This is a genomic window from Streptomyces sp. Je 1-4 4N24 (assembly GCF_026239515.1).
Classification (GTDB): Bacteria; Actinomycetota; Actinomycetes; order Streptomycetales; family Streptomycetaceae; genus Streptomyces; species Streptomyces nigrescens.
This window is the reverse complement of sequence record NZ_CP110836.1, coordinates 3347859-3365344: the sequence shown is the minus strand read 5'-3', so window position 1 is coordinate 3365344 and position 17486 is coordinate 3347859. Positions and strand designations below refer to the sequence as shown.

Genomic DNA, 17486 nt, shown 5'->3' with positions numbered 1-17486 from the left:
GGCTGCCTTGAGCGTCAACGGGCGCGCGGGACGGGTCTGAGCAGGGCGCGCGCCCAGCTGGTCTTCATCGGCAGTAGCTCCAGTCGGACTCGCAGGCCAGGATGGACACATGATGCATCGCAAGCCGTCCGCCAAAGTAGCCAGCATTGGCGTGACGCAGACACAGCTCGCAGTCGAGGTCGGGCTGGGTTGGCTGTTCCGTGAGCAGCCAACAGAGGACTACGGCATCGACGCGCATGTCGAAGTCGTTGACGCAGAGCTGGTCAGAGGCCGACTGCTTGCCTTGCAGATCAAGAGCGGCTCCAGCTGGTTCAGCGAACAAGGGCCAGGCGGTTGGTGGTTCCGGCCAGATGCTGAACACGTACAATATTGGATAAATCACTCATTGCCTGTCGCGGTAGTGCTTTACCACCCAGAGGAGGAGTGCTGCTACTGGCAGTTAGTCAACCGCGAGACACTCATCGAAACTCGTCGTGGGAGCTGGAAATTGCTGGTTCCTGAGGCCCAAGTCCTCGACAAGAGCGCCAGGGCTGCACTCAGCCAGGCCGCCGAGGGTGACCCCTACACGCTCCGCATTCGCGAACTACAGCTTGCACGACCGTGGATGAGGATGTTGGTCGAGGGCATGCGACTAGTGATCGACATCGAGGAATGGGTCAACAAGACTTCGGGCCGAGGCGCAATTGCCCTGGGTGTAGACAACGAAGACGGTAACGATCCTGAGCAACTTGTCAGCTGGAATGTGTTTCTAGGGCTGTCCAGCTACGTCGAAGTAGTTCCGAAGATGTTCGCTTGGGCAAATGTAGGCCAGCACGCCGAAACCTACGATAACGCCGACTACAGTGATTATCCGTACGACCGTGATGATTGGGGTGCCTTGCACCCATACATGAACCCCTCCGGCGAGGTCGACTTCTACCGGCTGGAGCTGACGCTGAATGAGCTGGGTCGAGCCTTCCTGCTGGTCGATCAGTTCGCCTCGGAAGGGCCAAGGCAGTTGACTGCGTAGAGAACGCAGCGCGCTCCGCAAAGCTGGGCCGTCTCTGGGCCGTCCGAGGGTGTCGACAGTAGCCAAGGGCGACCAGCAACGACCACTAGGCGCGCAGTCTCACCGCTCCTGAACAGGGAAAACCCAGCTCACCAAGATCCCCGGCAAACCCCAGGGCAAGAAGTCATCTCAGGTTGCTTCCCGTGGCGGATCCGGCAGGTTGTGCCACGCGTGACCACATCCCCCAGCGCAGTACAGCGTCCGTCTGCGGGTGTCCGCGATGCTGAAGAGGGCGACGAGCAGGCGGAAGGACTTGGTGAGTTCGTAGGCCGGAAGTGCTTCCATTCCGAAGCGCCACTTCGTGAGCATCACCGCCGGCGTGTGAGTGGGTCGGATGCCGGAAAGCGCGATGCTCTCCGGCACGTCCTCCTCGCAGGCGCGGGCCTGCCCGCAGAACAGCGCCAGCGCGTGCAAGACCTTGCGTTGGTCATCCTCTGAGAGCCCCTCGAACCACTCGACGCCCTCGGCCACCGGTCTGAGCCCCTGTGCGAGTTCGTTCAGGACCACTTCGTGTGCGTACAACACAGACTCCCACCCTCATGGTTCAGACCGACGGTACGCGCACGGCCACCCGTGCCTTCAGACCGTTGCAGCAGGTGCGAGGCAATTAGCCCGAGGCAGCGCCCTGCCCCAGGCCGGTGGTGGCTCCCGTGGCGCACGCGCGCCTGAAGGGTCGGCGCACCCGCCATCGTGGCTGACTGTCGCCGGCTGAGGTCTGTGCCACAGCCATCCCAGATGCAGCGATCAATGGGATTGGCCAATGGGTGCTTTCGCTTTCGTACCAGCGAGCGTCGAGTGCTCTGAAGGCTCCTCATCGGGCCAAGTCATCTCGTGAGGGAGCGCTAGCGTTGGGCGCGAGATGACGCCGCATCGTCAAGGAATTGAGCAGTTCAGAGCCACATTCGGCGTCCTTCGAAGAGGTCCACATCTGAGCGGGAAGCATCAATCTCGGTGAGAACATTCACTGTCGCCGATAGTTGAGTACTCTCATGGGCTTACAGGAATCGCCTAACGAGGGGGTAAGAGTGGTTACCGAGGACCCCAAAGGGACGCCTCGTTCCCTGCGGATCAGTTTTGAGTTTCAGATCCCGCGAGGGCTGCGGTCCAACGTCCGCGACGCAAGCGTTCAGCGTGCGTTGGATACAATCGCGGATCGCGTCATCGGCCTCGCGGAAACGCTAGTTCCGTGGGCCGCACAGGTGGTCGTGAGGAAACAGTGGGTCTACAACTGGACCGACTATGGCGAGACCATCGCGCTTCCCGAAACCGACAAGAACAGCCTGCCGTAGAGCGCTTCGCCAAACCGCCGACCCCACGCGCCCAAAATGCGTGATCTCTACACCGCAACGGCTCCGAAGGCTTCTGGCATCCACAGCTGACATCAACGACGCCAGGCGGAGGCGTACACCAGCACCCCTGTCCGGCCGTCGCACCAGTCGCTGACCGCAGTCAGAGCGCGCTCGGATCGAACTCCTAAAGCGGTGTTCATGCACGTATTCGGGCCGTGCCTGTGGGTCGGGAACGGTCCGAATGCGTCCGCCACGACCGCGGGTGCCGTTGTCAGTGGCTAGTGGCATGCTCTTGCTGCTCTGAGAAACGCAGAGGGGGCGGCATGTCCATGCCGAGCAAGTGGGAGATTGCACAGTTTTGGGAGAAAGGTCGGAACCGCGATGAGTTCGCTCCGCATCTGTCTCTTGTTGAACCATGCTGCTTCGCATGCGGATGGTTCTCCGAACGCTGGGAGGAGAAGACTCCTCGGGCTCGCTGGCGTCGCGCCCGCCTAGAACGAGCCCACATAGTGCCTCGAAGCCTCGGCGGTTCAGATGCCGCCGACAATCTGCTTCTACTCTGCCGGCCATGCCATGAGGACTCGCCTGACTGGGCCGACCCACGGCAGATGGCCCGCTGGATCGCGACTAGGGGGGAGCGGCCAAGCAAAGAGGTGGAGACTTTCCAGGCATGGTTTGCTGCTGCCAGTGAGGCACCAGAGTTCAGGGATGCCGTTGCCTCTGTTGCCACGGAGCAGAACGCGCAAGAGCGAGTGATGGATCTCCTTCAGGGCCTAATGGCGCAAGCGGGAACGCACTTCGCTGTTGGGATCAGCCCGGGCACCCGTGTCGCTGTACTTCGGTCAGCTGCCGAGCGAATCCGCAGTTGGGACGAGCATGGAAGGTCAGATGGCTGACGAGCTCGTGCAGGACTGGGACGACGAGGCTGAGTATCACGCGGCGGTTGGCCGTTCCTGGCTCGTGATCGTCGTCGCGCTGGTGTGCGTCGGGGTTGTGATCGGTGTCGCGCTCGTTGGCGTGTTCGGAGTCTTCGGGGCGTCCGAGGTGTTGTCGATCATCTCCGGCTGACATCAACAGTGGCGGACGCCGGGAGACCCGAGCGGTGCACCGTGGCCCCGGGGGCGTACGGCACACAGGCCTCGGCAGGCGGCTGGGTGAATTTCAAAGCAGGTGTCGTAAAGGCGGCGCGCACAGCCCTTTCAGTAGCTTCGATTGCCTAAGCTCCGGCCCTTCGCCACCTGAGCGCTTGCTTTCGCGCTGCGTTGGCCAGGGCTAGCGCAGCCTCCACAGGAAGCGACAGTCGGAGTACTCCCGAACCATCAGTTGTTGTCGATGCCGCCGACAGGACCTCGGTCGTGTCGATGCCCGCCTCATCCATCGCGCCCTTCAGCTCCGTCGCAGCGTCCACCGCGCTCCGCCAGCCGGCCACGTAGTCCACTCCGCGTACCCACATCCAGCCGTCCGGTTCCAGAGCCTCGCCGTCGAAGTTCGGATCCATCGGATCGTGCTGCACAGAACGTCACTCCCAGGAGCAGTAGTTGATTACCTGGGCAGGCCACCCGCCGGTCAACGGGCATGACTGCGGCCCCAGTACCATCGGCACCGGGGTCCGCGAGGGCTCCGGACCGGACCACCCCGGATGCTGTCCAGGCGAGGGGTGGTCCGGTCTCACATGTCTTGGGTCAGCCGTTGTCAGGGGTGCTGATGACGACAAGCGGCACGACTATCGCCGCCCAGAAGGCAACGATCAGAACGCTGAATAATCGCTGTTTCACAGGCACTCACCGTCCGTTGGCGTCATGCGCCAGAAACGTGTGACGGTCTCGCGGTACCCGCGGTGCGAGGGGTGCTGGCCGGTATGTGAGAAGGCCCAGTCGCGTGCCGTCTCGAATTCTTCCGAGGGGTCTGCTGCGGCGTCGCAGGACATGCACTCCAACTCGTGCACCATCTCGGGGGCTTCCGGAGCGGTCTCCGGTTCCATCGTCCATCTGAGATAGCGGAAGACGGACCTGGTCACAGCCCACTCCTGCTGTGAGCGTTGAGTTCTGCCACTTGTGAGCTCAGATCTTCACAGGACCCGATCGGACGTAGATCCTCTGGACGTGCGTCCCATTCGATCCCACCTTGGGGCGGACGTAGTTGTACGTGCGACCACCTGAAGTCCATGACCCGGCCGATTCGGCCGCTCCTGGTGTCCAGCGTCAAAGTGCCCAACGCAGGGGCTTTCTTGTCGCTCATGCAAGGAGGATCACGGCGACGCCCAGGACGTAGGAACCTCGCCCAAAACCCATTTCGGGACGTCCCGGAGGAGGTAGAACGCCCCTAGCAACGTCCCAACTTCCAGGGAGAGACTGCGGATGCCGAACGAGAGGCTTCGAGCCGCCATGGCAGCCGGAGGGTGGACCCATGCCACCCTCGCAGCCAGGGCTCAGGTGGACCCCAAGTCCGTGGAGCGATGGGCCAACTTGGGCCGGACCCCGCGACGGGCGACGGCCCTGCTGGCGGCTGAGACGTTAGGAGAAGACGTGCATGCACTTTGGCCGGCGCTCAGGCAAGCACGCTCTGCCCGCGCTGTCAGCTCCGAGCTGGTCGCGTTGTACGACCAGCGCGCGGACGTTCCCGTATCCACGTTCACGGACATGCTGGCGGAGGCCCGCGAGAACATCGACGTACTCGTCTATGCGGCGGTCTTCCTGCACGAGGGGTTTCCCCGCCTGAACGATCTGCTCCGTGAGCGCGCCGCCGAAGGGTGCTCTGTACGCATCGCGTTGGGTGATGCGGAGAGCGAGAACGTGCGGCAGCGCGGCGAGGAGGAACGGTTCGGGCACGGCATCGAATCGCGTTGCCGGCTGGCCCTCATGCACTACCGGCCGCTCCTCGGGGTACCCGGAGTCGAGATCCGGACCCACGGAACCACGCTGTACAACTCCATCTACCGGGCGGACGATCAGCTCCTGGCCAATGCCCATGTCTGGGGCGTGAACGCCTATGGGGCACCGGTATGGCACCTTCGTCGCAACGGGGATGGTGGAATCTTCGACACCTACGCCCAGAGCTTCGACGCGGTCTGGACGACGGCGAAGCCTGTACCCGAGGAGTGAACCCTGTCGCGTACCGAGTATTACGACGATCCCGATGCCCCCGAGCCCAACAGTCTCGTCGTTGCCGCTTCAGCAGTGGTGACCGACGACGAGGGCCGCATCCTGCTCCAGCGGCGCCGGGACAACGACCTCTGGGCCCTGCCCGGCGGTGGCATGGAGATGACCGACTCCCTTCCCGGCACCGCGGTCCGGGAGGTCAAGGAGGAGACCGGGCTGGATGTGGAGATCACGGGGCTGGTGGGGACGTACACCGATCCCCGTCACGTGATCGCCTACACGGACGGGGAGGTACGGCGGCAGTTCAACGTGTGCTTCACGGCACGCATCATCGGGGGGCGGCTCGCTATCTCGGACGAGTCGACGGAGCTCCGTTTCGTCCACTCCGACGAGATTGGCGATCTCCCGATGCACCACACGCAGGAGCTGCGTATTCGACACTTCCTGGAGCGTCAGGAGCGCCCCTACCTGGGGTGACGACTCCGAGGTCAGTCCCTGGCCGGAGCCATGCCCATCTGGCAGCTTACGCTCGTCCCTAACGGGGTGTGTTGCCCCGTGATTGGCTCGGCCGGTCAGTGGATGACGACGCCTGGGACAAGGGCGACGAGGCCGGAGACAAAGCTCCCTACGCCTGCGAGCGTGACGATGATGGCCTTGCCGTCCGAGAACAGGCCTGAGCAGAAGGCGCGTAGCTGGCGCCGGAGGACCAACCCTTTAAGCTTCTCCCAGCGGTGCTGGCGGACCTGCGGACATCCCATGAGAAGCCCCGAAGCGTTGTTCCGGCAGCCGTCATCGCGCCCTCGGACCGGAGCACCACACGTAACAGGGGCTCGGAAGAAGCACCACGCGGTAGTGACTGCTGAAAGCACGATCACCACGACTGGTCCTGCCGCATGGTTGATCCACGCGGCGATCAGCAGAAGGCCACTTAGGACCCCCCACCACTTGCCCAGACCACCTAGCCCTTTTCCTGCTGCCCCCGAGGTTGCCATGGCCTGCATTTTGGTGGGTCTGCTCCCGCCGTCTGTACGGTGCTGCCCTTCCTTGGCCGGAAAGCGGCGTAAGTAGGCGGATGCGTGCTGGTTGCGGGATTTGCCTGGCTATGTCATCCGTGCCAAGCGGGGCGTTAGTCCGTACGCCCTGTTCCGGCCGAGATTCCCAAGGTCAGTCCTCGATGGGCCGATCCCCGCCGGACACGAGCCCCAGTCGCCTTCGGACGGGGCACTTAGCTTGACCCCCGTCTCCCCGATCCCGCAGTACCCCGCCAGGTTCTTGTCCAAGTACTGCTGGTGCGTGCCTCACTTGCTCATCGTTCGATGAAGCGGGAGTCGGGCCATGCGGTGATCGGTTCGTCGGAGACTGAGTACCTCTCCAGGAGGGAGAGGTAGTCGCCCTCGGATGACTCCGGCCGAGTGCGGGGCGTCGTACCAGGCATCAACGGCCGGATTGTCATGCGACGGCGCAGGAGCCGCCGCCGTACGGTCCACGTCCAGATCGACCGTCACGCAGCCGCAGCCACACCTCCCACCACCCGTGTGTGGAATCTGGGCCAGCAGGGCGCTGCTCACTAGATCCGGGCCGGCCAGCAGCGCCCGCAGAGTCATCGTCGCTTGCGACGACAGTTGCTCAGCCATCCGCCCTGGCCACGCCGATCGGGCAAGAGACCCCCGTCCCCCCGATCCCGCAGTACCCCGCCGGGTTTTTGTCCAAGTACTGCTGGTGATAGCCCTCCGCCGGGTAGAAGGGGCGGCCCGTGGCGGGGAGGATTTCGGTGGTGATGTCGTTGTGGCCGGCGTTGTGGAGGACGGGGCGGTAGGCGTCGCGGGAGGCTTCGGCGGAGTGCTGTTGGGCGGGGGAGTGGGTGTAGATGGCGGAGCGGTACTGGGTGCCGACGTCGTTGCCCTGGCGGAAGCCCTGGGTGGGGTCGTGGGACTCCCAGAAGAGCTTCAGGAGGGACGTGTAGGGGACCACTGCCGGGTCGTAGACGACGCGGACGGCCTCGGTGTGGCCGGTGTGGCCGCTGCAGACCTCTTCGTAGGTGGGGTTCGGGGTGTGGCCGCCCTGGTAGCCGACGAGGGTGGTCCAGACGCCCTCGGCCTGCCAGAACTTCCGCTCGGCGCCCCAGAAGCAGCCCAGCCCGAAGTCGGCGATCTCCAGGCCGTCCGGGTACGGGCCGAGCAGCGGGTTGTCGAGGACGGTGTGCCGGCCGGGGACGGCGAAAGCCCGCTCGGGGCGGCCTTCGAGCGCCTCCTCCGGGGTGGGGAGGTGGTTCTTGAAGCGGGAGAACAGCATGTGGATCAGTCTCCTGGGAGGGCGAGCGGGCGAGCGGGCGAGCGGACCGAGGGTGCGCGTTGATGGGTGTGCATTGATGGGCGTGCATTGACGGGAACGTCGGGGAGCCGGGAGGCATTCCGGCTCCAGCTGCCTCCGGGATCCGGCCTCCGGGTCCGGCCTCCGGGGTCTGACCTCCGGGGTCAGCTCCCGGGTGGCGGAAAGCCCGCGGAGGTGCCGCCGAGCTGTTCCCAGCCGGCGATGGCCAGGGCGCGGTAGGCGGCGTACTCGGCGGCGGGGCTGCGGCCGTAGGACCAGGGGACGGCGCCCACGTGGCCGTCGACGAGGCGGAGCTGTTCCATGGCCTCGGCGTAGCGCTCGGCGCGTACGAGGAACCAGACCAGGAGATGGCGGACGTGCGGTGCCATGGGGTGGTCGGCGGGCGCCTCGCGGAGCGCGAAGTGGGCGCCCTCTATCGCGCGCTCGACGACGGCGCTCTGGTAGAGGCTGCGGACCATGTTGGCCTCGGGGAGGTGCTCGTAGACCGCGAAGAGGGGGAGGGCCGGGAGCAGCGTCCCCTTGGGGGCGGCGGCCGCTGCGCGCTCGGCGAACGCCTCGGCCTGTTCGCGGGAGCCGTGCCACTTCTGCGACCAGTAGGGGAGCGCGGCGAGGTGGGCGCCCATGTGCTGCGGGGCGCGCTGGGCGACCTTGGTCCAGAGCTCCTCGTAGTCGGCGGGGCGGTCGTGCAGGCCGCGGGCGATCGCCAGCTCGGTGATGTACGGGACCGGGCTGCCGGGGGCCAGCAGCGCCGCTTCCCGGCAGACCGTCCGGGCCTCTTCCAGGATCATGCGGAAGTCCTGGGAGCCCGGGTCGCGCAGCGCCTGGACGACGAGGAACTGTGCGTGCGTCTGGGCGCCGCCGGGGTCCTTGGGGGCCTCCGAGCGCCAGGTGCGCAGCCAGATCCCGCCGGTCCGTCCGCCGTCGCCGTACCCGGGGGCGGTACCGCGCCGCTGCTGCTCCGACGCCTCCTCCGCGGCCAGCTCGAAGGCGGCGGCGCCGGCCAGTGTCTGCACCCGCTGCCAGCGGCGCTCCCAGTCGTCGCCGGTGGACTTCAGCAGCTCGGCGGCCGGGCGCCAGTCGTGTGTCCGGCGCATCTCGGCGAGCGCGTCGGCCAGTTCCTGGTCCGGACCGGGCAGGCGGACGTCCAGCTCCTCCAGCGGTACGAAGCCGTAGCCGGCCATCGGGTCGGAGGCCACCACCAGGCCCTGCCGGGTGTGCTGCACGGCCCGTCGGCGTCGCATCCAGGGCAGGAAGACGAGGCCGCCGAGCGCGAGCGCGGCGAAGAGAACCAGCAGAGCGTCCATGAGCGGTGTCCTGTACCTGAAATTCTTGTAACGGCTGCCTGGGGGCGGAGCGGGCGGGGCGGAGACGTGGGCGGAGGGCGGTGGGCGGTGTGGGGCGGGCGGACTACGGGAACCAGTGTGCGGATCCTCGTATGTATCCACTATCCAGCCAACCAGAAAGTTCCGGAAAGTTCGGTTGCGCGGACGACTACCCTCGGCAGGCATGAGCGAACAGCGCGAAGAGCGCCACCAGCATTTTGAAACCCTTGCCATCCACGCAGGTCAGGAGCCTGATGAGGCGACCGGTGCGGTGGTACCTCCCATCTACCAGGTATCCACGTACAAGCAGGACGGCGTGGGTGGGCTCCGCGGCGGCTACGAGTACAGCCGCAGCGCCAACCCGACCCGTACCGCACTGGAAGAGAACCTCGCCGCCCTGGATGGCGGCCGCCGCGGCCTCGCCTTCGCCTCCGGCCTCGCTGCCGAGGACTGCCTGCTGCGCACCCTGCTGACCCCCGGCGACCATGTCGTCATCCCCAATGACGCCTACGGCGGTACGTTCCGTCTCATCTCGAAGGTCGTCGAGCGCTGGGGCGTGGAGTGGTCGGTGGCCGACACCTCCGACCCGCAGGCCGTACGTGCCGCACTGCGGCCCCGTACGAAGGCGATCTGGGTGGAGACGCCCAGCAACCCGCTGCTCGGCATCAGCGACATCTCGGCGCTCGCCGCGGTCGCCCGGGACGCCGGGGTCAAGCTCGTCGTCGACAACACCTTTGCCAGCCCCTACCTGCAGCAGCCTCTCGCCCTCGGTGCGGACGTGGTGGTCTACTCCACGACCAAGTACATGGGCGGCCACTCGGACGTGGTCGGCGGCGCGCTGGTCGTCAACGACGACACCCTCGGTGAGGAACTCGCCTACCACCAGAACGCGATGGGCGCGGTCTCCGGACCGTTCGACGCCTGGCTGGTGATGCGCGGCATCAAGACGCTCGCCGTCCGTATGGACCGGCACAGCGCCAACGCGGAGCGGATCGCGGAGCTGCTGAGCTCCCACAACAAGGTGACCCAGGTGTACTACCCGGGGCTGGCCGAGCACCCGGGCCACGAGGTGGCCACCAAGCAGATGCGGTCCTACGGCGGCATGGTGTCGTTCCGGGTCGCGGGCGGCGAGCAGGAAGCGGTGGAGGTCTGCAACCGGGCCAAGCTGTTCACTCTCGGTGAGTCGCTGGGCGGCGTCGAGTCGCTGATCGAGCACCCGGGGCGGATGACGCACGCCTCGACGGCCGGGTCGCTGCTGGAGGTCCCCGCCGACCTGGTGCGCCTCTCGGTCGGCATCGAGTCCGTCGACGACCTGCTGGCCGACCTCGCCCAGGCGTTGGGCTGACGGGACGGGGTCGCCGGACCTGTCGTTCACCACCCCTCCGTGCGAGGGGTGGTGTGGGCCGGCGGGTGCCACGGCCGGGCCGTGACCGCCCGGGCGGGGGGCGTCGGTGGGAGGAGCGCGCGCAGCAGGCCGAGGCGCCGTGCGCGCCTGTGGCCGATCACCAACTCCTCGGCGGCCGGGGCGGGCCGGGAGGCGGGCTCGCCGGTCAGCAGGGTGGCGGTAGGCAGCAGCCGGCCCGCCACGAACCGCTCGAACTCCCGGGCGTGGCGGCGCTCCTGCGCCGGCCGCCGCTCTCGCACCGCGCTTCCCGTATGCCGGACACCCGACCTCCTCGGCTCCTACGGCACGGCAGTGCGGCAGGCCGCCGGTCAAGAGGGGTGACGGGCCGGGCAGTCAGCGGGGCGGAGCCGGCGGGCAGCCGGCGGGACGCGAGGTGCGCAGGCGTCAGGACGTCGGGCCGACCGGCGTCAAGGACGCGGTGATGTCGGCGAGGGAGGCGTTGAAGCGGGTCAGGAGGGTGGTGAAGGCGGTGCGCTCCTCCTCGGACCACTGCTCCGTCACCAGGGCCATCAGCGCACGGCGCGAGGTGCGTACCTCGTCCAGCCGCGCGCGCCCGCGCTCGGACAGCTGGAGCACCACGGCGCGACCGTCCTCGGGGTGGGTGGCGCGGCTGACCAGACCGGAGTCGACCAGGGGGGCGACCTGCCGGGTGACCGTCGAGGAGTCGATGCCCATACCGGCGGCCAGGGCCTTGACGCCCATCGGGCCTTCCTGGTCCAGGCGGTTGAGCAGCAGATACGCGGCGCGGTCCATGGAGTTGCGCGCCTGCCCGACGCCGCCGAGCCGGCTCTGTTCTGCGCGGCGGGCGAAGACGGCCACTTGGTGCTGCAGCGCGTCGAGGAGAGCGGGGTCGGTGTGGGTCGTCATGTCCGAAGTGGTGGGCATGGCCGGGAGCTCGCTTCGATGGATGTGCGAATGGATGGGGGACAGCGTACGCGGACCCGGCGCGGAGCGTACCTGCGCTGTCCATTCCGATAACGGTCCGTAGCGTCCGGGCGGCCGTACGGGGCACGGCCGCGCAGCTGCCCGCACCACGGCACCTGATCGCCATTCGGGCAGAAAAGGCTCCTCGGTGGGCGAACTGCAAGACTGGCGATATGGCCGACCACACGCCGCGTACGCCGCCCGGGACCGACCTCCCCCAAGCTCTTGAGGAGCAGGGCGGTGCCCCCATCGCGCTTCCCGCCGAGGGGCCGATGGCCGCGATCACGGTTGACGACATCCGGGCGGCGCACAAGATGCTCTCCGGTGTCTCCCGGGCCACCGCGATGGAGGGCAGCCGCTATCTGTCCGGGCTGGTCGGCGCGCCCGTGCACCTCAAGTGCGAGAACCTCCAGCGCACCGGCTCCTTCAAGATCCGTGGCGCGTACGTACGGATCGCCGGGCTCTCGGCGCAGGAGCGGGCGGCCGGTGTGGTGGCCGCGAGCGCGGGCAACCATGCGCAGGGGGTGGCGCTCGCGGCGTCCCTGCTGGGGGTGCGCTCAACGGTGTTCATGCCGGTCGGAGCCCCGTTGCCGAAGGTCGCCGCGACCCGTGAATACGGGGCGGAGGTGCGGCTGCAGGGCCATGTGGTGGACGAGACGCTGGCCGCCGCCCAGGACCACGCGCGCGAGACCGGCGCGGTCTTCATCCACCCCTTCGACCATCACGACATCATCGCCGGGCAGGGCACGGTCGGCCTGGAGATCCTCGAACAGTGCCCGGAGGTACGGACCATCGTCGTCGGGGTCGGCGGCGGCGGGCTGGTGGCCGGGATCGCGCTCGCGGTGAAGGCGCTGCGGCCGGATGTGAAGGTTGTCGGGGTGCAGGCGGCGGGTGCGGCCTGCTATCCGCCGTCGCTGGCGGCCGGGCGTCCGGTGGCGATCGAGGGGCTGTCGACGATGGCGGACGGCATCAAGGTCGGGCGGCCCGGCGAGGTGACCTTCGGGATGGTCGAGGAGCTGGTGGACGAGGTCCGTACGGTCACCGAGGACCAGCTCTCCAGTGCGCTGCTGCTGTGCCTGGAGCGGGCGAAGCTGGTGGTGGAGCCGGCCGGGGCGAGCCCGGTGGCGGCGCTGCTCGCCGATCCGGAGTCCTTCGAGGGGCCGGTGGTCGCGGTGCTGTCCGGCGGCAATGTCGATCCGCTGCTGATGCAGCGCATCCTGCGGCACGGTATGGCGGCCGGCGGGCGCTATCTCTCGCTGCGGCTGCGGCTGACGGACCGGCCGGGGGCGCTGGCGACGCTGCTGGGGGTGCTGTCGGTGGCCGATGCGAACGTCCTCGATGTGGGCCATGTGCGCACGGATCCGCGGCTCGGTCTGACCGAGGTCGAGGTGGAGCTGCATCTGGAGACCAAGGGGCCGGCGCACTGCGACGAACTGCGCGCGGCGCTGCACGAGGCGGGGTACGTCGTCGCCGAGTGAGGCCTGCGCCAAAGGCGCGGAAAAGGGATGGGGCCATGGGGCGCCACGGGTATACCGTGGCGCCCCACACGCGTCGGCGCGCGTCCGTTCCCCTCCACCGGTGCGCGGGAAAACTGAAATATCTATCGCGATGTATCGCGTTTGCGCGCTAGTATCGCGGCTGCGGGGTGCCGGTACGTCATGGCGTTCCGTTGCGGACAAATGCCCACAGAGCAGGCATAGAACGCCAACCGTAATATTCGACCTGGAACTGACCCAAGTCATGGGAGTACCCCTATGCCAGGCGCCATTTACGCCGAAGGTCTGGTGAAGACCTTCGGCGACGTGAGGGCACTGGACGGCGTCGACCTCGACGTCCCCGAAGGAACAGTCCTCGGAATGCTCGGCCCCAACGGTGCCGGCAAGACCACCGCCGTACGGGTCCTGACGACCCTCCTCCAGCCCGACCGGGGCAAGGCGGTGGTCGCCGGGATCGATGTTCTTGCACACCCCGACACAGTGCGGCGCTCCATAGGCCTGTCCGGCCAATTCGCCGCCGTCGACGAGTACTTGACCGGCCGCGAGAACCTGATAATGGTCGGCCAGCTCTACCAGATGAGTGGGCGCGACGCCAAGCGGCGAGCCGCTGAACTGCTGGAACGCTTCCATCTCGGCGATGCCGCGGACCGCACCGCCAAGACCTACTCCGGCGGTATGCGCCGCCGGCTCGACCTCGCGGCCGCACTCGTCTTCAGCCCGCCCGTGATGTTCATGGACGAGCCGACCACCGGACTGGACCCCCGTAACCGCCAGGGTCTGTGGGAGGTCATACAGGAGCTGGTCGCCGGCGGTACGACCCTGCTGCTCACCACGCAGTATCTGGAGGAGGCCGACCGCCTCGCCCATGACATCTGCGTCGTCGACCATGGCAAGGTCATCGCCCGCGGCACCTCCGACCAGCTCAAGGCGCGCACCGGCGGCGAGCGCGTCGAGGTCGTGGTGCACGCCCCCGAGCACCTCACCGTCGCCGACGAGGTCCTGCGCGGTTTCGGCAAGGGCGAGGGCACCGTCGATCCGCACATCCGCAAGCTCACGATCCCGGTGACGGGCGGCGCCAAGCTGCTCGCAGAGGTCATCCGCGAACTCGATCTCCGCGGTGTGGAGATAGATGACATCGGGCTGCGCCGCCCGACCCTCGACGATGTGTTCATCTCGCTGACCGGCCATGCCGCCGAGACCGCGGACGGCAACGGCGCCGACGGCGGCAAGGAGGGCGGCGGTGCTGTCGGGCGGCAGAAGAAGGGCAGGAAGGCCGGACCGGACGGGACAGGTGCGGCGGCCGATGCCGTGGACGCGGACCCGACGACCGACAAGGAGGGCGTGAAGTGACCACGGTGACCGAAGCGGCCGGCGGCGCCCCCGTCCGGACCCCGCAGCCACGCGGCGGATTCAGCCGCTCCGTACGCGACTCCCTGGTGGTCGCCAAGCGCAATCTGATCCGGATGATCCGCATCCCCGAAGTGGTGATCTTCGGGCTCATCCAGCCGATCATGTTCGTGGTGCTGTTCACCTATGTCTTCGGCGGTTCCATCAACATCCCCGGCGCCCCGGTGGGCGACGCCCAGGCGTATCGCGAGTTCCTGATGGCCGGGATCTTCGCGCAGACGGTCACCTTCGCCACGGCGGGGGCCGGTGCGGGTATCGCCGATGACATGCACAAGGGCCTCATCGACCGGTTCCGGTCGCTGCCGATGTCCCGGGGCGCGGTGCTCACCGGCCGGACCCTCGCCGACCTCGTGCAGACCGCGCTGACGCTGGTGGTGCTGGCGATCGTCGCGCTGCTTATCGGCTGGCGCACCCACGAGAGCCTCGCCGAAGTGCTGGCCGGCTTCGCGCTGCTGCTCCTGCTCGGCTACGCCTTCTCCTGGATCGGCGCGCTCATCGGCCTCACGGTGCGCACGCCCGAGGCGGCCACGTCGGGCGGGCTGATCTGGCTCTTCCCGCTGACCTTCATCTCGAACGCGTTCGTGCCGGTCAACGGCATGCCGGCGTTTCTGCAGCATGTCGCGGAGTGGAACCCGTTCAGTGCGACGGTGGCCGCCGCCCGGGAGCTGTTCGGCAACACCAGCGACCGGGTGCCGAACTCGGTGACCGGTGCCTGGCCGATGGAGCACCCCGTGGTGGCCTCGGTGATCTGGTCCGTGCTGATCATCGCGGTCTTCCGGACGCTGGCCGTCCGCAAGTACCGGTCGGCCGCGGCCTGAGCCGCCCCGGGACGGCCTTTCGGCCCACGGATCCGGCGTACGACACGGGAAGCGGCCCGGAGCATCGCGCTCCGGGCCGCTTCGCCGTCTGCGGTGTCTCGGACTCAGCCGGTGTACGGCTTGGCGTCGAGGATCTTGACGGTCGCCGTCTTGCCGTTGGGGAGCTCGTACTCCGCCTGGGCGCCGACCTTCTTGCCGTTCACGCCGGTGCCCAGCGGCGACTGGGGGGAGTAGGTCTCGATGTCCGAGCTCGCGTACTCCCGGGAGGCCAGGAGGAACGACAGCGTGTCGTCCGGGTCCCCGTCGAACGCGATGGTGACGACCATGCCGGGAGCGACGACGCCGGTCGCGGCAGGGGCCTCGCCGACCTTGGCGGTCTGCAGCAGCTGGGTGAGCTGGCGGACACGCAGTTCCTGCTTGCCCTGCTCTTCCTTGGCCGCGTGGTACCCGGCGTTCTCCTTCAGGTCACCTTCCTCGCGGGCCGCCGCGATCTTTTCGGTGATCTCGGCGCGTGCGGGACCAGACAGGTGCTCCAGCTCGGCCTTGAGCTGGTCATACGCCTCCTGGGTCAGCCAGGTGACGTTCTCGCTGGTCTGGGTCACAGGTGCTCCTCGTCGGTACTGGGGATAAATCAAACGCCCTACCAGGAAGGTTTGCGCCTTCACAGGTGGGCGAAACCACGAGCCTAACAATTCCGGCACAAAACGGGGAAGAGGAAATTCACAGCGACCGCGCAGGAGCGCATCATCCCTGCTCAGAGGCGGTCCCGACACGCCTGATGCCTGCCGTGACCGGTGAGGCGGGTGGGACGGAGCGTGCGGTTGACCCGATGTGCGGGCGGGTGGCCGGTGCGTGTGCGCGGTGGCCCGTGGGGCCGGGCGGCAGGCGGTGGCGGTGGCTCGTGGGGCCGGGCGGCAGGCGGTGGCGGTGGGGTCAGCGGGCGCCGGACGCCGTACAGCCGACGAGCACGGCGTTGGTCGCCCGCTTCGTCGTCCGCACCGTGACCTCGGTGTCCACCTGGCCCGAGCGCTGGTCGACGGTGATGTCCTTGCGGCCGACCTCGGAGCCGTCCTCGGCCTGGGAGCGGAGCGTGCACACACCCGTGGTGCCGGTGTCCTTGACGACCTCCAGATGGACCTTGACGGCGTGGTCGGAGACCGCGTCCCAGCCGATCACGCGGCCACTGAGGTCCTGGTCCGAGATGTAGGAGATACCGGACCAGCCGATCACGCCCAGCAGTGCGGCACCGAGCACCGCGCCGATGATCTTGAGCTTACGGTCCGCGCGCTCATCCGCGGAGCGGCCGTAGCGTCCGTCGGGGAGCCCTTCGCGCACCGCGGTCATGATCAGTCCTCCTGGGTACGGGGACCTGATCCATGAACCCCCGGGGGGTCCCCGCCCCTGGGAATACAGCGCCCCCTCGCTTCGGTCACTATAGGAGGCATCTTCTCCGGCCCTTCATTGAGGATCGAGTCTTGACTGAGCAGCTGCGATTGATGGCGGTTCACGCCCACCCCGACGACGAGTCGAGCAAGGGTGCGGCCACCATGGCCAAGTACGTGTCCGAGGGGGTGGACGTGCTGGTCGCCACCTGCACAGGCGGTGAGCGAGGATCCATCCTCAACCCCAAGCTCCAGGGCGATCCGTACATCGAGGAGAACATCCACGAGGTACGGAAGAAGGAAATGGACGAGGCCCGGGAGATCCTGGGCGTCAAGCAGGAGTGGCTGGGTTTTGTCGACTCCGGGCTGCCCGAGGGCGACCCGCTGCCGCCGCTGCCCGACGGCTGCTTCGCACTGCAGGATGTCGAGGCGGCGGCCGAGCCCCTCGTACGCCTGATCCGGACGTTCAAGCCGCAGGTCATCACGACCTACGACGAGAACGGCGGTTATCCCCACCCGGACCACATCATGACCCACAAGATCACGATGGTGGCCTTCGAGGCGGCCGGCGACCCGGAGAAGTACCCGGAGGCCGGTGAGCCCTGGCAGCCCCAGAAGCTCTACTACAACCAGGGCTTCAACCGCCCCCGTACGGTCGCGCTGCACGAGGCGCTGCTGGCGCGCGGGATGGACTCGCCCTACGGCGAGTGGCTGGAGCGCTGGAAGCAGTTCGAGCAGCGGGAGCGCACGCTGACCACCTATGTCCCGTGCGATGAATTCTTCGAGATCCGTGACAAGGCGCTGATCGCCCACGCCACCCAGATCGACCCCGACGGCGGGTGGTTCCGGGTGCCGATGGACATTCAGCGCGAGGTCTGGCCGACGGAGGAGTACGAGCTCGCGAAGTCGCTCGTGGACACTTCCCTCCCCGAGGACGACCTCTTCGCGGGCATCCGCAACAATTGA

At 67.5% G+C, this 17486-nt stretch carries 19 protein-coding genes and 1 pseudogene; 11 read left to right on the top strand and 9 right to left on the bottom strand.

All coding sequences use genetic code 11. The features are described from left to right. The first annotated feature begins 109 nt into the window (after positions 1–109). Positions 110–1009, top strand: a complete 900-nt coding sequence (locus tag SLV14N_RS14310; protein ID WP_259670275.1) for a DUF4365 domain-containing protein — start codon at positions 110–112, stop codon at positions 1007–1009. A 168-nt stretch (positions 1010–1177) separates the two neighbouring features. Here SLV14N_RS14310 and SLV14N_RS14305 read toward each other — a convergent pair whose 3' ends face one another. After that, entirely contained in the window at positions 1178–1555 is a 378-nt protein-coding gene (locus SLV14N_RS14305; protein ID WP_259670274.1) for a DUF5958 family protein, read from the bottom strand. A 518-nt stretch (positions 1556–2073) separates the two neighbouring features. Here SLV14N_RS14305 and SLV14N_RS14300 point away from each other — a divergent pair. From SLV14N_RS14300 to SLV14N_RS14295, 3 genes are all read left to right on the top strand, one after another. Then, positions 2074–2337, top strand: coding sequence for a hypothetical protein (locus SLV14N_RS14300; protein WP_208681238.1), 264 nt, complete (start codon positions 2074–2076; stop codon positions 2335–2337). Positions 2338–2660: 323 nt separating this feature from the next. After that, positions 2661–3233 carry an HNH endonuclease gene (locus SLV14N_RS38980; RefSeq protein WP_221174690.1) on the top strand — a complete coding sequence of 191 codons (573 nt, stop codon included), beginning with the start codon at positions 2661–2663 and terminating at the stop codon, positions 3231–3233. Continuing rightward, complete coding sequence (locus tag SLV14N_RS14295; protein ID WP_208681237.1) at positions 3226–3405, top strand: hypothetical protein; 180 nt, start codon at positions 3226–3228, stop codon at positions 3403–3405. Before SLV14N_RS38980 ends, SLV14N_RS14295 begins: the two co-directional genes overlap by 8 nt. Before the next feature lie 148 nt (positions 3406–3553). Here the strand turns inward: SLV14N_RS14295 and SLV14N_RS14290 are convergent, their stop codons facing one another. After that, entirely contained in the window at positions 3554–3835 is a 282-nt protein-coding gene (locus SLV14N_RS14290; RefSeq protein WP_208681236.1) for a hypothetical protein, read from the bottom strand. Positions 3836–4108: 273 nt separating this feature from the next. Next, on the bottom strand, positions 4109–4354 hold the full coding sequence (locus SLV14N_RS14285; RefSeq protein WP_208681235.1) for a hypothetical protein: 246 nt from the start codon (positions 4352–4354) through the stop codon (positions 4109–4111). Between the two features lie 340 nt (positions 4355–4694). Between SLV14N_RS14285 and SLV14N_RS14280 the strand changes: the two genes are divergently transcribed. Continuing rightward, positions 4695–5438 (top strand): helix-turn-helix domain-containing protein, encoded by a 744-nt coding sequence (locus SLV14N_RS14280; protein WP_208681234.1) that lies wholly within the window; start codon positions 4695–4697, stop codon positions 5436–5438. Between the two features lie 3 nt (positions 5439–5441). After that, positions 5442–5912, top strand: a complete 471-nt coding sequence (locus SLV14N_RS14275) for an NUDIX domain-containing protein (protein WP_208687868.1) — start codon at positions 5442–5444, stop codon at positions 5910–5912. 1149 nt (positions 5913–7061) lie between these two features. Here SLV14N_RS14275 and msrA read toward each other — a convergent pair. Both msrA and SLV14N_RS14265 read right to left on the bottom strand, forming a co-directional pair. Beyond that, on the bottom strand, positions 7062–7727 hold the full coding sequence (gene msrA / locus SLV14N_RS14270) for a peptide-methionine (S)-S-oxide reductase MsrA (protein ID WP_208681233.1): 666 nt from the start codon (positions 7725–7727) through the stop codon (positions 7062–7064). Between the two features lie 182 nt (positions 7728–7909). Further along, positions 7910–9070 carry a hypothetical protein gene (locus SLV14N_RS14265; protein WP_093637429.1) on the bottom strand — a complete coding sequence of 387 codons (1161 nt, stop codon included), beginning with the start codon at positions 9068–9070 and terminating at the stop codon, positions 7910–7912. A 202-nt stretch (positions 9071–9272) separates the two neighbouring features. Here SLV14N_RS14265 and SLV14N_RS14260 point away from each other — a divergent pair, with 202 nt between their 5' ends. Continuing rightward, positions 9273–10433 (top strand): cystathionine gamma-synthase, encoded by a 1161-nt coding sequence (locus SLV14N_RS14260; protein ID WP_263269526.1) that lies wholly within the window; start codon positions 9273–9275, stop codon positions 10431–10433. Positions 10434–10591: 158 nt separating this feature from the next. Here SLV14N_RS14260 and SLV14N_RS14255 read toward each other — a convergent pair. Together SLV14N_RS14255 and SLV14N_RS14250 are read right to left on the bottom strand one after the other, a co-directional pair. Further along, positions 10592–10732, bottom strand: a pseudogene (locus SLV14N_RS14255) (RNA polymerase subunit sigma-70); the annotation flags it as partial. Between the two features lie 145 nt (positions 10733–10877). Beyond that, a complete protein-coding gene (locus SLV14N_RS14250) occupies positions 10878–11378 on the bottom strand; it encodes a MarR family winged helix-turn-helix transcriptional regulator (RefSeq protein WP_208681231.1) in 501 nt (166 codons plus the stop codon). Between the two features lie 311 nt (positions 11379–11689). Here SLV14N_RS14250 and ilvA point away from each other — a divergent pair, with 311 nt between their 5' ends. From ilvA to SLV14N_RS14235, 3 genes are all read left to right on the top strand, one after another. Next, positions 11690–12895, top strand: coding sequence for a threonine ammonia-lyase (gene ilvA, locus SLV14N_RS14245; RefSeq protein ID WP_208687867.1), 1206 nt, complete (start codon positions 11690–11692; stop codon positions 12893–12895). Positions 12896–13171: 276 nt separating this feature from the next. Beyond that, positions 13172–14263 (top strand): ATP-binding cassette domain-containing protein, encoded by a 1092-nt coding sequence (locus SLV14N_RS14240; RefSeq protein ID WP_263269525.1) that lies wholly within the window; start codon positions 13172–13174, stop codon positions 14261–14263. Beyond that, positions 14260–15138, top strand: a complete 879-nt coding sequence (locus SLV14N_RS14235) for an ABC transporter permease (RefSeq protein ID WP_263269524.1) — start codon at positions 14260–14262, stop codon at positions 15136–15138. The genes SLV14N_RS14240 and SLV14N_RS14235 overlap by 4 nt, the downstream gene beginning before the upstream one ends. Before the next feature lie 104 nt (positions 15139–15242). Here the strand turns inward: SLV14N_RS14235 and greA are convergent, their stop codons facing one another. Together greA and SLV14N_RS14225 are read right to left on the bottom strand one after the other, a co-directional pair. Beyond that, entirely contained in the window at positions 15243–15740 is a 498-nt protein-coding gene (greA, locus tag SLV14N_RS14230; protein WP_208681228.1) for a transcription elongation factor GreA, read from the bottom strand. Between the two features lie 331 nt (positions 15741–16071). Continuing rightward, positions 16072–16482: a DUF4307 domain-containing protein gene (locus SLV14N_RS14225; protein WP_208681227.1), complete on the bottom strand. Its 411-nt coding sequence runs from the start codon at positions 16480–16482 to the stop codon at positions 16072–16074. Between the two features lie 131 nt (positions 16483–16613). Between SLV14N_RS14225 and mca the strand changes: the two genes are divergently transcribed. Next, the gene (gene mca, locus SLV14N_RS14220) at positions 16614–17486 is read left to right on the top strand and encodes a mycothiol conjugate amidase Mca (protein WP_078885506.1); all 873 of its coding nucleotides are present in this window, start codon (positions 16614–16616) and stop codon (positions 17484–17486) included.

Bases quoted from the DNA above. Each gene is read 5' to 3' on its own strand.
- SLV14N_RS14310 (WP_259670275.1), top strand. From the start codon at position 110: ATGATGCATCGCAAGCCGTCCGCCAAAGTAGCCAGCATTGGCGTGACG.
- SLV14N_RS38980 (WP_221174690.1), top strand. From the start codon at position 2,661: ATGTCCATGCCGAGCAAGTGGGAGATTGCACAGTTTTGGGAGAAAGGT.
- SLV14N_RS14295 (WP_208681237.1), top strand. From the start codon at position 3,226: ATGGCTGACGAGCTCGTGCAGGACTGGGACGACGAGGCTGAGTATCAC.
- SLV14N_RS14290 (WP_208681236.1), bottom strand. From the start codon at position 3,835: ATGGATCCGAACTTCGACGGCGAGGCTCTGGAACCGGACGGCTGGATG.
- SLV14N_RS14280 (WP_208681234.1), top strand. From the start codon at position 4,695: ATGCCGAACGAGAGGCTTCGAGCCGCCATGGCAGCCGGAGGGTGGACC.
- msrA (WP_208681233.1), bottom strand. From the start codon at position 7,727: ATGCTGTTCTCCCGCTTCAAGAACCACCTCCCCACCCCGGAGGAGGCG.
- SLV14N_RS14265 (WP_093637429.1), bottom strand. From the start codon at position 9,070: ATGGACGCTCTGCTGGTTCTCTTCGCCGCGCTCGCGCTCGGCGGCCTC.
- SLV14N_RS14260 (WP_263269526.1), top strand. From the start codon at position 9,273: ATGAGCGAACAGCGCGAAGAGCGCCACCAGCATTTTGAAACCCTTGCC.
- SLV14N_RS14250 (WP_208681231.1), bottom strand. From the start codon at position 11,378: ATGCCCACCACTTCGGACATGACGACCCACACCGACCCCGCTCTCCTC.
- ilvA (WP_208687867.1), top strand. From the start codon at position 11,690: ATGGCCGCGATCACGGTTGACGACATCCGGGCGGCGCACAAGATGCTC.
- SLV14N_RS14240 (WP_263269525.1), top strand. From the start codon at position 13,172: ATGCCAGGCGCCATTTACGCCGAAGGTCTGGTGAAGACCTTCGGCGAC.
- SLV14N_RS14225 (WP_208681227.1), bottom strand. From the start codon at position 16,482: ATGACCGCGGTGCGCGAAGGGCTCCCCGACGGACGCTACGGCCGCTCC.